This window comes from Massilia sp. Dwa41.01b (genome assembly GCF_014171775.1).
Classification (GTDB): Bacteria; Pseudomonadota; Gammaproteobacteria; order Burkholderiales; family Burkholderiaceae_D; genus Telluria.
The window spans coordinates 2,512,475-2,526,599 of sequence record NZ_CP050454.1; the positions used below are offsets into that span (position 1 = coordinate 2,512,475).

Consider the following 14,125-nt stretch of genomic DNA (forward strand, 5'->3'; position numbering starts at 1 on the left):
AGGCGGAATCAGGACGCCAGGCCGTCGATGGCGGGAAAGACCTGGAATACATGGCCGGCCTTCTCCCAGGCCGCGTCGCCTTCCATGCGGAAGCTCCACTCGCGCTCCCAGGCGCGGCTGTCGATCAGCGACTGCAGCGCGGCGTGGGCCAGCTCCGGATCGTGCACATAGTAGATCAGTTCACGCTGGCCATTCCAGGTGCTGCGTGCCAGGAACAGCACGTTGGGCGCGTCGTTGTTGGTGCGCGCCGCATGCAGGGCCGCATCGATCTCGTCGCCAATCTCGAACAGCAGCGCGCTGTCGGCCGGACTGGGCATGCCACTGTCGATCAGGTCGACAGCATCCAGCGTCACCACAAGGTGCCAGCAGAATACCTCGGTATGGGGGAAGGCGAGCAGCGCCTTGTTGATCACGATGATCTCCGGCAGGCCACTCCTGGTTGCGTGCACCAGGACCTCCCGCGGCTCGGGGATATCGATCGTGATATCGGCGCCGGCTTCTGGCGCGGTCATACCGCCACCGGCGCCTTGATCCCTGCATGCGACACGTAGTCGACGACCTCGAAATCCTCGAAACGGTAGTCGAACAGCGAATCGGGCTTGCGCCGGATAGCGAGTTTCGGCAGCGGGTGCGGTTCGCGCGACAGCTGCAGCTCCGCCTGTTCGAGATGGTTCGAATACAGGTGGCAGTCGCCCCCGGTCCAGACGAAGTCGCCCACCTCCAGGCCTGCCTGCTGCGCCATCATGTGGGTCAGCAGCGCATACGACGCGATGTTGAAGGGCACGCCGAGGAAGATGTCGGCGCTGCGCTGGTAGAGCTGGCAGGACAGCTTGCCGTCGGCCACATAGAACTGGAAGAAGGCGTGGCAGGGCGGCAGCTTCATCTGCGGGATGTCGGCCACGTTCCAGCTTGACACAATCATGCGGCGCGAGTCCGGGGTGCCGCGGATCTGTTCGAGCACCTGGCTGATCTGGTCGATGTGGCCACCGTCCGGGGTCGGCCAGTTGCGCCACTGGTAGCCGTAGATCGGGCCGAGGTCGCCGTTGGCGTCGGCCCATTCGTCCCAGATCGAAACGCCGTTTTCCTTCAGGTAGGCGATGTTGGTCGAGCCTTGCAGGAACCAGATCAGTTCATGGATGATGGACTTCAGGTGCACCTTCTTGGTGGTCACCAGCGGAAAGCCCTGCTGCAGGTCGAAGCGCATCTGGTGCCCGAACACGGACAGCGTGCCGGTGCCGGTGCGGTCGGTCTTGAGTGTGCCGTGCTCTTTCACATGGCGCATGAAGTCGAGGTATTGGCGCATCGCGAGCCCTTCAGGATAAACGCGCCATTGTAGCCGATGTCAGGGCACCGGCGAATGTCGCGAGGGCCTCGACCAGCCGCGCCTCGGGCATGTCCAGCAGGTTGTCGCCGACGTACAGCTCGAAGTAACTCGTGTCCGGCAGCACGCCGTGACTGACGCGGTTGAACATCCAGATGCCGTGGCGTTCGGCGAGTTCCGCACGGATCGCCAGCGCGCGCTCGCGCGAGACAGGCAGGTGCAGGTGGAGCATGTTGGCGGCAGGCAGAGCCGGGTTGACGCGGATGACCGGATGCGCGCGCAGCGCCTCGTACAGGAACTGGGTGCGGCGGAAGTAGTCGGGCATTGCCGCCAGGCGCGCGTCGAACTGCATCGCGGCGGCAACGACGTAGGGCGAGCGGTGGATCACGTTGCCACCCTGGCGCCGGAACCACTCGGCCGATCGATCGACGAACTCGCGGCTGCCGGCGAGCATGGCGCCACCCAAGCCGCCAATGCCCTTGTAGAGCGACACATACACCGAGTCGAAACCGGCGGCGATCTCCTGCACGCTCTTGCCATAGCCGGCGGCTGCTTCCCAGAGGCGCGCACCGTCCATGTGCAGGTGGGCGCCGCGTGCCCTGACATGGGCCTTGATCGCTTCCAGTTCAATCCAGGGCGTCACCTGGCCGCCGATTTCCCGCATCGGAATCTCGATGCCCACGGCCCCCAGCCGGTCCGGCACGGCTGCGAGGTCGGCGACCATCCATGGCCGCGTGCGCTCGCCCACCTGCAGCGCGTCGAAGTGGCCGAGCAGCTGGTAGTTGGAACGTTCGTGGACGAAGATGTGCGAGGTCGGATGCAGCGCCGCCGGGGCGTTTGCGCGGTCCTGGCAGGCCAGGCGCAGGGCCGTCACCTGCGCCATGGTGCCGCTGACGCAGAACACGGCCGCCTCCATGCCGAGCAGCGCGGCGACCTTGTCCTCGAAGGACTCGATCAGCGCGCCGCTGCCGTAGACGTCGTGCTCGACGCCGTGGCGTTCGCACCAGTCGGCCATGGCGGCGAAGGTCTCGGCGGGGGTGCGGGCGCGATGGCCGGGGAAGACGGTGTGGCAGCGGCGGATCAGTTCAGCATCAAGCAAGATGGGCTCCTCGTGAGGGCTGCAACTCTACACCGAACGCATCGTCTTTGGAATGGTGTGGCATGTGGCATTCGTATGGCCCGGCACGGTTGCATCCGAACGGCCCGCGGCGTGGCGTAGGGTGGGCACCCGTGCCCACGCGGTATCACCGGCCGATCTGCCAATGCCATCGTTGCGGGCCTTGCACCAGGCATGCGCACGACCGCGTGGGCACGAGTGCCGCCGCGGGTTGTGCGAGCAAGGCGGGCGCCGGCCCGGATGTGCGAGGCGCAGCACGCGTGGAGTCAGGACTCCACCCTTCGGTGCGCGATCGATTCTCCTAGTGCTCCACGTGCACGTTATGGAACTGCAGCGCCGCCAGGTTGGCATAGATGCCGCCCTGCGCCACCAGCGATGCATGCGTACCCGTCTCGACCACGCGGCCGTCTTCCATGACGACGATGCGGTCGGCGCGCTGCACGGTCGCCAGGCGGTGCGCGATGATGACGGTGGTGCGCCCCAGCATGGCCGCTTCCAGCGCGCCCTGCACCAGGCGTTCGGACTCGGCATCGAGCGCGCTGGTCGCTTCGTCCAGCAGCAGCAGCGGCGGGTTCTTCAGCAGCGCCCGCGCGATCGCGATGCGCTGGCGCTGGCCGCCCGACAGGCGCACGCCGCGCTCGCCCAGGAAGGAGCGGTAGCCCTGGGGCAGGCGTTCGATGAATTCGTGGGCGGCGGCCATGCGTGCCGCCGCAATCACTTCCTCGTCGCTCGCTTCCGGCCGGCCGTAGCGGATGTTTTCCATCGCGTCGTTTGAAAAGATCACCGTGTCCCGGGGACGATGCCGATCGCGCCGCGCAGCGTGTGCAGGTCGAGGTCGCGCACGTCGACGCCATCGAGCAGGATGGCGCCCGCCTGCGGGTCGTAGTAGCGCAGCAGCAGCTGGAACAGGGTCGTCTTGCCGGCGCCGGACGGGCCGACGACGGCCACGGTCTCGCCTGGGCTGATATCGAGCGACACGTGCGACAGCGCGGCCGTGTCCTGGCGCGAGGGGTAAGCGAAGGTGACGTCGTTCAGCGCGAGTGCCGCGCCGTTCGACGAACGTGCCGGCAGCGGGCGCGGGTGCGCAGGGTTGCGAATGTCGGAGCGTGCGGCCAGCAGTTCCAGCAGGCGCTCGGTGGCGCCGGCGGCGCGTTGCGCTTCGCCCAGCACCTCGGAGAGGGCGCCGATCGAACCGGTCACGATCGAGGCATACAGGATGAACTGGCCCAGGTCGCCGGTGGTCATGCTGCCGCGCAGGACCGCGTGCGCGCCCAGCCACAGCACGAAGACGATGCTGCCGAAGACCAGCACGATGGCGATCATGGTCAGCAGCGAGCGCGCGCGGATGCGCTGCATGGCGGCGCTGAACGCGCGCTTCGACGGAATGGCCGAAGCGTTGCGCCTCGATGCCCTCGTGGGTATAGGCCTGCACGGTCGGCATGGCGTTCAGGATTTCGCCGGCGAGCGCCGAGGCGTCGGCGATGCGGTCCTGCGAATCGCGCGAGAGTTTGCGTACGCGGCGGCCGAACAGCACGATCGGCACGATCACGCCGACCAGGAGGCCCAGGATGATGGCGGTCAGCTTGGCGCTGGTCACGAACAGCATCGCCAGGCCGCCGACGAACAGCAGCGTATTGCGCAGGGCCAGCGAGATGCTGGTGCCGACCACGGTCTGGATCAGCGTCGTGTCGGTGGTCAGGCGCGAGAGCACTTCGCCCGTTTGCGTGGTCTCGAAAAAGGCGGGGCTCTGGTGCACCACGTGGCGGTAGACGGCGCTGCGGATGTCGGCGGTGACGCGCTCGCCCAGCCACGACACCATGTAGAAGCGCGCGGCCGTGGCCACGCCCAGCACCGCGGCCACGGCGAACAGGCCCGGAAGGCGGCGTCGATATGGTGGATGCCGCTACCGGTGGCGGCCCCGCCGAAGCCGAGGTCGATCATGCGCTTGAAGGCGGCCGGAATGGCGAGGGTGGCGCCGGCCGCGAACAGCAGGGCGATCCCGGCCAGGATGAATTGGCGGCGGTAGGGAAGCAGGAAGGGCAGGAGCCCCTTGAAGGCAGCCAGGCTGCCCTTTTCCGGGCGGTTCTGGCGGGAGCCTTGCTGCCGCCGGCGGCATGTGCCGCTGTGCTGGCAGCCGGGCTTGCTGGAATGGTGGTGCTGTCGGAACGCTTGTTCATCGTGTCGCTGGTTGTCGCGCGCTTGTCGTGTTGCAGTGATATTCGCGTCGCTTGCTTGTTAGTGTTTCAGTCGCTCGGTTCAAAGTTTCATCGGCCGCACATAGCCCGTCATCTCGAGGTAGCCGCGGCCGGCCGGTACGCCCTCGCGCCGCACCGCCACGGCGCCTTCCCAGTAGACGGCGCCGGTCGAGCGGCGCGAGTCGAGTTCCTGGTCCGGCTGCAGCGGGTCGATCTGCCAGCGCGTGCCGCCGAGGGTAATCGTCGTCGCCACCGGATACTCGGCATTGGTGCGCGGGGAGCGCCAGAGTGTGCGTGGCGCGAAGCGCACCGCCTCCGGCGCGTAGCGCGTCACCTTGCCGCCCTTCGTGCGCAGCATGCCCCGGGCCCATAGTTTAGCACCGTCCCTGGCGCGGACCTGGAAAGCCATCAGCGCCGAGCCGTCGTCCAGGTTCGCCCCGATCCAGTCCCAGCCGCTGGCTTCGGGCTGCAGCGCTTCGCTCGACCATTCGTGGTCGAACCAGGCGCTGCCCGTCACGTCCTGTACCTTGCCCGCGCGCCCGGCCTTGCCGCTGACACGCAGCTGCGGCAGGCTGTAATAGTAACTGGCATGCTGCGCGGCCGGCCCCTTGCGCGAGTAGCCGCCTTCGCCCTGTGCCAGCGGCGGCTGGGTCGGCGCCAGCGTGAGTTCCAGCGTCAGTTCCGCCGAGCCCACGCTGACGCGGTAGTTGCCGTCGGCGCCGCGCAGCATGCGCCAGTCGTCCAGCTTCACATCGAGGTCGCCCGGTTTGGCCCAGGCGAGGTTGAAGCCGGCGCGGGCGCTGCGCTGGTCGTGCACGAGGTGCCCCAGCGCGGGGTCGGAAATGGCCGCGTGGCCGATCACCAGCTGGTGCGGCGCAAACGCACTCGGATTGGCCGGGTCGTGTTCGGTGCGGCTGCGGAAGAAGGTCACCTGGAAGCCGAGTGGCTTGCCGCTGGCGGTGGTGAGCCAGCCGGTGACGTACCACCACTCGGTACGAAAGTCCGGATGGGCGCCGAAGTCGCGCGGATAGGCCAGCGCGACACCCGGCTTGACCGGAGCGAAGACCGGCGGCGCGGCCAGGCAGGCTTGCGCCAGCAGGAGCAGCAAAACGAGAACGAAGCGCATCACCAATCCTCCCTGACGGCGCGCACCGGCCCGCCGGACAATGCATAGCGCCCGGAGACGAGCGCAGTCGCCACCGAGGCCCCGACCAATATCGCCGCCACGGTGCCGAGCAGGCCCCGGGGCAGGTGCAGGCTCATGGTCCAGTGGAAGGACTGCGGGTTGACGACGAAGACGAGGATCAGGCTGATGACCAGGCCCAGCGCGAAGCCGCAGGCCACGCCCAGGCTGGTGAGCAGGCCGCCCTCGCAGGCAAGGATGCCCAGCACCTGGCCGCGGGTGACGCCCACGTGGCGCAGCATGCCGAATTCGCGTGCGCGGGCCAGCGTTTGCGCCGAGAAGGTCGCGGCCACGCCCGACAGGCCGATGACGATGGCGATCGCTTCCAGCAGGTAAGTGACGGCAAAGCTGCGGTCGAAGATCTGCAGGCTGGCGGCGCGGATTTCGCCGGGGCGCGCCAGCTGCAGCGCCGGGCCGAACGGCAGGCGGCGCAGCTCGCGCTCGATGCGCGCCAGCGCCGCGTCATTCTCCGCATGGATGGCGGCGTCCGTGACTTCCTGGGCGCCGGTGACGGCGCGGTAGTCCGACAGGCGCACCACGATCGATCCGGTCTGGTTGGCGTAGTCGCGCCAGACGCCGGCGACAAGGAAGGGCGTGGGCTTCCCGCCCAGCGGCACCGTCAGCGGCTGGCCGACGCGCACGCCATACAGGTCGAGCATCGCCTCCGAGACCCAGGCCGGGCGCGCCCCAGGCGGCACCGGCTGCGATTCGCCGACCAGGTAGAGCAGCTTGCCGGGGTCCGTCGCATCGATGTCGCGAGCGATCAGGACCACGTCGGGCCGGTCCGCCGCCAGCGAGACCGGCCGCGTGCGCAGGAACTGCACCGCGCCGCCCCCGGCCACGCGCCGGATCGCTTCCTGTTCGGCGCTGCCGAGGAAACCGGAGCTGCCCGCGGCGGCCGTGCGCACATACAGGTCGGCCGGCAGGATGTGGCGGATCCAATCGTCCACCGACACGCGGAAGCTGGCGACCATGATCCCCATCGCGACCATCAGGCTGAAGCTGGCCAGCACGCCGCCGAGCGCGATCGAGGCCTGGCCAGGAGCATTCGCCAGGCGCGCCAGCGTCAGGGCCAGCACCGGCGAGATGCGCCGGCCCGGTCGCAGGAACAGGCGCTCGAGCAGGCGGAAGCTGCTGCCGGCCAGGCGCGGCATGAGGCCGATGCCACCGATCAGGAGCAGGCCGATGGCGAAGTAGCCAAACAGGGGCAGCTCGAATACCGGCGGCGCGAAGGCGCAGGCGGCAGCGGCCAGCAGGCACACCACCGAGGGCCAGGCCCGCGCCAGGCGCGCCAGCGCCACCTCGTCGTTGCCCGACTTGAGGGCGACGGCGGGGCGGGCGCGGGCAGCCTCCAGGGCCGGCACCAGGCAGCCCAGCAGCGCGACACCCAGTCCCAGGCCGAAGAACACGCAGGCGGCCAGCGGCGTGAACACCACCTGCGGCTTGATGCCCGGGAAGTAGCCGGCCCCGAGGTCGCCGCCGAAAAAGCGCAGGGCCAGCGCGCCGCCAGCGCATAGCCGCCCGCGACGCCGAGGAGTGCGCCGATGATGCCCAGGCTGGCGCCTTCCAGCAGCACCTGGCGCAGCAGGCCGCCGCGTTCGACGCCGAGCACGCGCAGGAGCGCGAACTGGCTGCGGCGGCGCATCACCGACAGCGCCTGGGTCGAAAACACGAGGAAGGCGCCGGTGAACAGGGCCACCGGGGCCAGCACGGTGAGGTTGACGCGGTAGGCGCGGCTCAGGTTGTTGTTGCGGCTTTGCTGTTCGCTGTCGTTCGGCTGGCCGACGCGGAAGCGCCCGGGAAAATCCCGCTCCAGGTCGGCGGCCAGGCGGGCCTGGAACTGCCCGCGGTTCACGCCCGGTCGTAGTTTGAGGTCCACGCGCGAGAGCTTGCCCAGCTGGCCGAAGCGCCATTGGAGGCGCCGATGTCCATCACGCCGAAACGCTGCCCTGGCCGGGCGCGCTGCACGGGGCCGGCCACGCGCAGGGCGAAGTCGCGGTGCCGGCACGCAGCACCAGCTCGCCCCGGAGCGGGTGCCGAGCCAGGCCTGGGCGGCCGGCGACAGGAAGACGCTGCGGTCGTCCAGCAAATCGCCGGCGCGCCCGTCGCTCGGTACGCCCAGCAGGTCCGGCGCAATGTAGGGGGTGCGCGCAGGGCGTCGATGCCGACCAGGCGCAGCGCACCCCGGGCTTTCGGCACCGCCGCCTGCAGTTCGAGCACGGGCGAGGCGATCGCCACGCCCTCGTATCGGGCCAGGCGCGGATAGACGGTTTCGTCGAACAGGGCTTCGCGTCCATGCACCTGGACGTCGGCCTGGCCCGACAGGCTCTTGATCGCGCTGGAGAATTCGTTGAAGGCGGCGGCATTGATCAGGTGGATGGCAAAGCCCATCGCCACGCCGACGGCGATGGCGACCACGGCCAGCAGCGCGCGCACCGGATGCGCACGCCACTCGCCGAGCAGCAGCCAGCGTGAGAGCGGATTCAGCCCGGACATTCCACCGCCAGTGCTTCGGCCTGCCGCCGTGCTTTCAGGCTGAGGACCTGGCCGGCCTGGCCGCCCGTCCGGGCCTGGTCTTCGCGGGCCCAGCGCTGCTTCAGGCGCAGGTGTTCGCACTTCTTGCGCCGCCGCATCGGCACGCTGCATCTTCAGGCGCTCGCGCATCTCCTTCTCGAGGCGCACCAGCCGCACCTGTTCCTGCTTGTCGACCTCTTCCAGTACGGCCTTCTGGCGTGCAAGGCGTGCCGCCGCCGCGGCCGGGTCGCCGGGCGTTGGCGACGGCACGACTGCCGTCGTGCCGGCGGCGCAGGGCCGTTCGCCGTAGCTGACCTTGCCGTCAGAGGTGCACTTGTACACCGTCTGCGCCGCCGCGCCGCTACCGAACGCGCACAAAACCAATACCGTCATGAAATTCTTCATCAATGTTCTCCCGGGTTCAAAGGATTTTGCCGGGGTTCATGATGCCGAGCGGGTCGAGCGCGGCTTTGATGGCACGCATCATCTCCAGTTCGACCGGGTCCTTGTAGCGCTTCAGGTCTTCGCGCTTGAGCGCGCCGATCCCGTGCTCGGCCGAAATCGAGCCGCCGAAGGCAACCACGCTGTCGTGGACGATGCGGTTGATATCTGACTGATGGGCAAGAAAAGCGTCGTGCGCCACGCCCTCGCCCGGGGCGACGTTGTAATGCAGGTTGCCGTCGCCGAGGTGGCCGAAGCAGACCACCTGGCAACCGGGAAAGGCGTCCGCGAGTTTTGCATCGGTGGTCGCGATGAATTCGGCGATGCGCGAGATCGGCAGCGACACGTCGTGCTTGATGTTCTTGCCGGCACTGGCCTGGGCCAGCGGAATGTGTTCGCGCAGCTGCCAGAGGCCGCCCGACTGCGCCATCGAGGTGGCCACCACCGCGTCGCCGGCAATCGCGGTCTCGAGCGCCGCTTCGATCGCGTTTTCCAGCATTCCGACCGCATGGCTTTCCGATTCGCTGCTCGACACTTCCAGCAGGGCGTATTGCGGATGGCGCCCGTCGAAGGGGCGCGGCAGGTGGGGAAAGTGGGTGGCGACCAGGTGCAGGCAGAAGTCCGACATCAGTTCGAAACCCGTCAGGCTGGAAGCGCAGCGCTCCTGCATCAGCGACAGCAGGGCCAGCGCATCCTCGGCCGATTCCAGTGCCACCAGGGCGACGGTCGAGGCCTTCGGTTGCGGATGCAGCTTCAGGACGGCGCCGGTGATGATGCCGAGCGTGCCTTCGGCGCCGATGAAGAGTTCGCGCAGCGCGTAGCCGGTATTGTCCTTGCGCAGGCCGCGCAGGCCGTCCCAGACCTCGCCTTTCGGCGTGACGACTTCCAGGCCCAGGCAGAGTTCGCGCGTATTGCCGTAGCGGAGCACCGCGGTGCCGCCGGCATTCGTCGACAGATTGCCGCCGATGGTGCAGCTGCCTTCGGCCGCCAGCGACAGCGGGAACAGCATGCCGGCGGCGGCCGCGGCGTCCCGGATGCTTTGCAGGATGGCGCCGGCTTCGACGGTGATGGTGCGGTTGGTGGCGTCCACGGCCCGCACCCGGTTCAAGCGCCGCAGCGACAGCACCACGGCCGCGCCGCTGGCATCTGGCACGCTGCCCAGCACCAGGCCGGTGCGCCCGCCCCGGGGCACGATGGGCACGCGATGTTCCGCGCAGGCGCGCACCAGTTGCGCGACCTCGGCGGTGTTCGATGGCAGCAGGACGGCCCGCGCGCGGCCGGTGAAGCGGCCGCGCCAGTCGGTGAGGTAGGGCGCCATCGCCGCCTCGTCGGCCAGCACCCAGGACGCGCCGACGATGTCGCGGCAGCGCTTGAGCAATTCATCCGTCATGCGTCCTCAGTCATGCGGTACTTTCACCTTGTCGAGCAACTCCTTGGCCAGCTTTTGCGCCGCCTTCTTGTAGGGGCGCAGGTAGAGCAGGGCGCAGGCGAAATAGATGCAGACCAGCGCCACCTCGCCCATCGCCATCATGCGCGAGAGCTCGGTCCTGTCGCTCCAGGCGCGGACGGCGCCTTCCGCGAAATACAGGAGGATGACCATCGACGACCATTGCAGCGTGTAGAGGTCGCGCTTGAAGACACCGCGCAGGGGAACGAGCAGCGGCAAGGCCTTCAGTGCCAGCAGCGAGCCGCCCGGATGCAGCGGGGCGACCCACATTTCCCAGGCCACCAGCCAGCCGATCAGCCAGAGCAGGCTGGCAATGGCACCACCAAGGAAGATCTTCGGGGTTTGCATCAGCGTGGTCCGTGGGGTTGTGGTTGCGATGCGCCTTGCAGGCGCGCGGCGGCGTCGGCCAGGCGGCGTCCAAGCGCGATCGCCAGGCGCTTCTCGTCTTCCGTGACCGGCTTGTCGCCATCGATGCCGGCCCAGTGGGTGGCGCCGTAGGGACTGCCGCCGCTGGAAGTATTCATCAGTTCCGGATGGGTGTAGGGCAGGCCCATCACCATCATGCCGTGGTGTAGCAGCGGAATCATCATCGACAGCAGGGTGGCTTCCTGGCCGCCGTGCAGGCTGCCCGTGGAGGCGAACACGACCGCCGGTTTGCCCGACAGGGTGCCGGCCAGCCATTCGGCCGCGGTACCGTCGAGGAAGTATTTCATGGCCGCCGCCATGTTGCCGAAGCGCGTGGGCGAACCCAGGGCCAGTCCGGCGCATTCGGCCAGGTCGGACAGTTCGACATAGGGGCGCCGCCGTCGGGAATGCTCGGGGCGGTCGCCTCGGTCACGGTCGAGACCGCGGGCACGGTGCGCAGGCGCGCTTCCGCGCCGGGCACGCTTTCGATGCCCTGCGCGACCAGTTCGGCCAGCTTGCGGGTAGCGCCGTGGCGCGAGTAGTACAACACGAGGATGGTCAGGGTAGTCGGGTTCATCGTTGATATTATAGAATGCTTTGCTTGATGAATCAGGGTGCGCGCCTTGGGTCCAGCGTCGGGGCACGATCAGGCCATCGACGGATCGAACGCGCGGCACTCGCCAAGCTGTATCCGTAAGCCGCATGCACAAGCGGCACGCATAAGCGACCCTGCCGAGGCACATGCTGGAGCACCCCCCGGACACGGGCCCGCACGAATCCTGAAAACGACATGCTTTCCAAAACCGTCAACGCGATATCCCGTTCCACAGCCGGCCTCTTCAAGGGCGTGGATGCCAGCAGCGTCGAGCGCGTACGCGGCCTGAGCGCTCACGAGGCACTCGACCTGGTCCGCTTCGCCCGGCGCCGCCTGCGCGAAGAAATGCTGCCGCAAGTGGCTGGCAGCCTGACCTTTACCACCACCCTTGCGCTGGTCCCGCTGCTGACGATCGTACTGGCCATTTTTACCACGTTTCCGATTTTCGGTCAGCTCCGCACGGCCCTGGAGACGTATTTCGCCCAGGCCCTGATTCCGAAGGCGATCTCGAGCACGATCATCTCGAATTTGACCCAGTTCGCCAGCAAGGCCAAGGGCCTCTCGCTGCTCGGCGCCATCGTCCTGCTGTTCACCACGACGACGATGATGGGCATGATCGAACGGGTGTTCAACCGCATCTGGCGCGTGCGCCGCCCCCGTCCGCTGACCCAGCGCGTGCTGGTGTACTGGGCCCTGATCACGCTGGGGCCGCTGCTGTTCGGCCTGTCGATCACCCTTACCGCCCAGCTGTTCACGGCCACCGACGGCATCACGCGCGCCGCGCCGATGGTTGGCGCCTTCTTCTCGATGCTCGCTTCGGTGGCGCTCACCACGGGCGCCTACACGCTGCTGTACGTGACGGTGCCGAACCGACGCGTGGGTTGGCGCGACGCGCTGTGCGGCGCGCTGGCTGCGGCACTTGCGTTTGAACTGGCCAAGCGCCTCTTCGCGCTCTTCATCCGCCAGTTCCCCACCTACGCCATCATCTACGGCGCGCTGGCGGCGCTGCCGCTGTTCCTGGTGTGGATGTACCTCTCCTGGCTGATCACGCTGGTGGGCGCCGTGCTGGCGGCGGCCCTGCCGATCGTCAAGTACGAGCGCTGGTGGCACGTGCCGGCGCCGGGCGGCGAATTCATCGACGCAATGGCGGTGCTCAAGGTGCTGCATGGCGGCGCGCATGCGACCGGCTCCGCGCTGGTCACGAGCAGCGCCTTGCGCGCGCATACGCGGATCGGCTACGACGAGCTGAGCCTGCTGCTGGAGCAGATGGTTGGTGCAGGCTGGGTCGGCCGGGTGCAGGTCGAGGCGTCCAGCCAGGGCATCTGGCGCGCGACCGCCCGCAGCGGGCAGGATGCCTGGGTGCTGCTGGCCGATCCGGAAAAATTGCGTGTGGCCGAGGTGTCGCCTGTTCGTGTTCGGTGGGGCGGAAGCAGCGCTGTCGCCGGCGGCCCGGCCGGTGGCGGGTTCGAACCTGTCGCTCGATACGGCGGCGCTGGCACGCCAGGTGGAAACCGCAGTGGAGGAGGGGCTGGAGGAGCCGATTGCCGCCTATTTCGCCCGTGCTTGATGCATGGCCCGGATGATTGTTCGAAACGCCTGATGGTAAGCGCAGGGCCCGACGTTCGTAGGGTGGGCACTTGTGCCCACGCGGGATGGCACGGGTGAGCAATCGAACGGCCCGATCCCGGTCGCGATGCACCCCGACGTCGCTCGCGGCCCGAATTCTCATCGGTACCATGCCGCGTGGGCACGAGTGCCCACCCTACGGTGAACCAGATCGCCGCAAGCCACCCCTACCAGCTCAACTTCCCCGTCAGCATCTCCCAATACATCACCCAATCCGCCTTGAACGACAACCACGGCTGCGCAAACGTCGCGGGCCGGTTGTGCTCGTAGAAGAAATGGCCGACCCAGGCGCCGCCATAGCCGAAGACGAGCGCAGCCAGGATCCACCAGGCGTTGCCGCTCACAGCGGCCGTGACCAGCGCCACCAAGGCGCTGGTGGTGCCGATGAAGTGGGCGCGGCGGCAGCGGCGGTCGGCATGCTGGGTCAGGTAGTAGGGATAGAACTCGGCGAAATTCATGCTGTCGTCTCCTGGGGGCGTGTCGTCGCAAATGCGGCCAGTGCGTCGAGCACGGCATCGGGCTGCTCGCTCATCAACGAGTGGCCGGCGTCGACCTGCACGATGGTGCCACGGGCGACGGCACCCGTGAGCAGCCTGGTCGAGCGGGCCGGGGTCATCATGTCCTTGCGTCCGAAGATGAACAGGACCGGGCAGGCCAGGGCGCGCGCCGCCGCTTCGCCGTTGGCATAGCTGTTGCAGGCGGCAAAGTCGGTATGGAACAGGCCCTCGGGATTGAGCGCCGACATGCGCTGCATCAGCCGGCGCGCGCCGCCCAGCACTGAAAAGCCCGGAGCCGGGCTCGACGGCTTGTGCGCGATGCTCGAGTGCGACCAGATGTTGACCATGTCGATCGCCGCCGGCTCGTCGTCGCGGGCGGTGGCGAGCAGGGCGTCGGACACCTTCATCGGGTAGGTCGTGCCGAGCATGGCCAGGGCCGATGCGCGCGCCGGCTGGCGATGCGCGGCCTCCAGCGCGATGAGCGAGCCCATGCTGTGGCCGACGAGGAGGGCACGCGCCACGCCCGCCGCGTCGAGAAGCGCCAGCAGCCAGTCCGCCATCTCCTCGACGCTGCCAAGTGCCGGCCCGGCACTGCGTCCGTGCCCCGGCAGGTCGACGGCCAGCACGCCATGGCCGTGGTGTGCGAACCAGCGCGATTGCAGGCCCCAGACCGAGTGGTCGTTCTGGGCGCCGTGGATGAAGACGACGGTCGGCAGCGCCGCGTCGAAGGCCCTGCCGCCCGTGTAGCAATAGGCGGCCTTGCCATGGATGTCGAGGATCATGC

General features: G+C 68.4%; 9 protein-coding genes and 4 pseudogenes. 1 reads left to right on the forward strand and 12 read right to left on the reverse strand.

Annotated features, from left to right (window positions below; all coding sequences use genetic code 11):
• Nucleotides 1-8: 8 nt before the first annotated feature.
• From G4G28_RS11490 to wrbA, 10 genes and pseudogenes are all read right to left on the reverse strand, one after another.
• Nucleotides 9-512: a DUF695 domain-containing protein gene (locus G4G28_RS11490; RefSeq protein WP_182988365.1), complete on the reverse strand. Its 504-nt coding sequence runs from the start codon at nt 510-512 to the stop codon at nt 9-11.
• On the reverse strand, nt 509-1,303 hold the full coding sequence (gene thyA / locus G4G28_RS11495) for a thymidylate synthase (protein ID WP_182988366.1): 795 nt from the start codon (nt 1,301-1,303) through the stop codon (nt 509-511). The genes G4G28_RS11490 and thyA overlap by 4 nt, the downstream gene beginning before the upstream one ends.
• 10 nt (nt 1,304-1,313) lie before the next feature.
• On the reverse strand, nt 1,314-2,420 hold the full coding sequence (locus G4G28_RS11500) for a low specificity L-threonine aldolase (RefSeq protein ID WP_182988367.1): 1,107 nt from the start codon (nt 2,418-2,420) through the stop codon (nt 1,314-1,316).
• A 319-nt stretch (nt 2,421-2,739) separates the two neighbouring features.
• Nucleotides 2,740-4,502, reverse strand: a pseudogene (locus G4G28_RS11505) (ABC transporter transmembrane domain-containing protein).
• Nucleotides 4,503-4,694: 192 nt separating this feature from the next.
• Complete coding sequence (locus G4G28_RS11510; RefSeq protein WP_183108386.1) at nt 4,695-5,759, reverse strand: lipocalin-like domain-containing protein; 1,065 nt, start codon at nt 5,757-5,759, stop codon at nt 4,695-4,697.
• Nucleotides 5,759-8,312 (reverse strand): annotated as a pseudogene (locus G4G28_RS29070) (FtsX-like permease family protein). Before G4G28_RS29070 ends, G4G28_RS11510 begins: the two are co-directional and overlap by 1 nt.
• A 303-nt stretch (nt 8,313-8,615) precedes the next feature.
• Nucleotides 8,616-8,735, reverse strand: a pseudogene (locus G4G28_RS29075) (DUF4124 domain-containing protein); the annotation flags it as partial.
• Between the two features lie 16 nt (nt 8,736-8,751).
• Nucleotides 8,752-10,161: an FAD-binding oxidoreductase gene (locus tag G4G28_RS11525; RefSeq protein ID WP_183108387.1), complete on the reverse strand. Its 1,410-nt coding sequence runs from the start codon at nt 10,159-10,161 to the stop codon at nt 8,752-8,754.
• 6 nt (nt 10,162-10,167) lie between these two features.
• On the reverse strand, nt 10,168-10,566 hold the full coding sequence (locus G4G28_RS11530; RefSeq protein WP_182988371.1) for a DUF2069 domain-containing protein: 399 nt from the start codon (nt 10,564-10,566) through the stop codon (nt 10,168-10,170).
• Nucleotides 10,566-11,200, reverse strand: a pseudogene (wrbA, locus tag G4G28_RS11535) (NAD(P)H:quinone oxidoreductase). Before wrbA ends, G4G28_RS11530 begins: the two are co-directional and overlap by 1 nt.
• Before the next feature lie 213 nt (nt 11,201-11,413).
• On the opposite strand from wrbA, the gene G4G28_RS11540 reads away from it, so the two are divergent.
• Nucleotides 11,414-12,883 (forward strand): YihY family inner membrane protein, encoded by a 1,470-nt coding sequence (locus tag G4G28_RS11540; RefSeq protein WP_229508041.1) that lies wholly within the window; start codon nt 11,414-11,416, stop codon nt 12,881-12,883.
• Nucleotides 12,884-13,011: 128 nt separating this feature from the next.
• Here the strand turns inward: G4G28_RS11540 and G4G28_RS11545 are convergent, their stop codons facing one another.
• Together G4G28_RS11545 and G4G28_RS11550 are read right to left on the reverse strand one after the other, a co-directional pair.
• Nucleotides 13,012-13,302 carry a DUF962 domain-containing protein gene (locus tag G4G28_RS11545; protein ID WP_182988374.1) on the reverse strand — a complete coding sequence of 97 codons (291 nt, stop codon included), beginning with the start codon at nt 13,300-13,302 and terminating at the stop codon, nt 13,012-13,014.
• Entirely contained in the window at nt 13,299-14,123 is an 825-nt protein-coding gene (locus tag G4G28_RS11550) for an alpha/beta fold hydrolase (protein WP_182988375.1), read from the reverse strand. The genes G4G28_RS11545 and G4G28_RS11550 overlap by 4 nt, the downstream gene beginning before the upstream one ends.
• Nucleotides 14,124-14,125 lie beyond the last annotated feature (2 nt).

Bases quoted from the DNA above. Each gene is read 5' to 3' on its own strand.
- G4G28_RS11490 (WP_182988365.1), bottom strand. From the start codon at position 512: ATGACCGCGCCAGAAGCCGGCGCCGATATCACGATCGATATCCCCGAG.
- thyA (WP_182988366.1), bottom strand. From the start codon at position 1,303: ATGCGCCAATACCTCGACTTCATGCGCCATGTGAAAGAGCACGGCACA.
- G4G28_RS11510 (WP_183108386.1), bottom strand. From the start codon at position 5,759: ATGCGCTTCGTTCTCGTTTTGCTGCTCCTGCTGGCGCAAGCCTGCCTG.
- G4G28_RS11525 (WP_183108387.1), bottom strand. From the start codon at position 10,161: ATGACGGATGAATTGCTCAAGCGCTGCCGCGACATCGTCGGCGCGTCC.
- G4G28_RS11530 (WP_182988371.1), bottom strand. From the start codon at position 10,566: ATGCAAACCCCGAAGATCTTCCTTGGTGGTGCCATTGCCAGCCTGCTC.
- G4G28_RS11540 (WP_229508041.1), top strand. From the start codon at position 11,414: ATGCTTTCCAAAACCGTCAACGCGATATCCCGTTCCACAGCCGGCCTC.
- G4G28_RS11545 (WP_182988374.1), bottom strand. From the start codon at position 13,302: ATGAATTTCGCCGAGTTCTATCCCTACTACCTGACCCAGCATGCCGAC.
- G4G28_RS11550 (WP_182988375.1), bottom strand. From the start codon at position 14,123: ATGATCCTCGACATCCATGGCAAGGCCGCCTATTGCTACACGGGCGGC.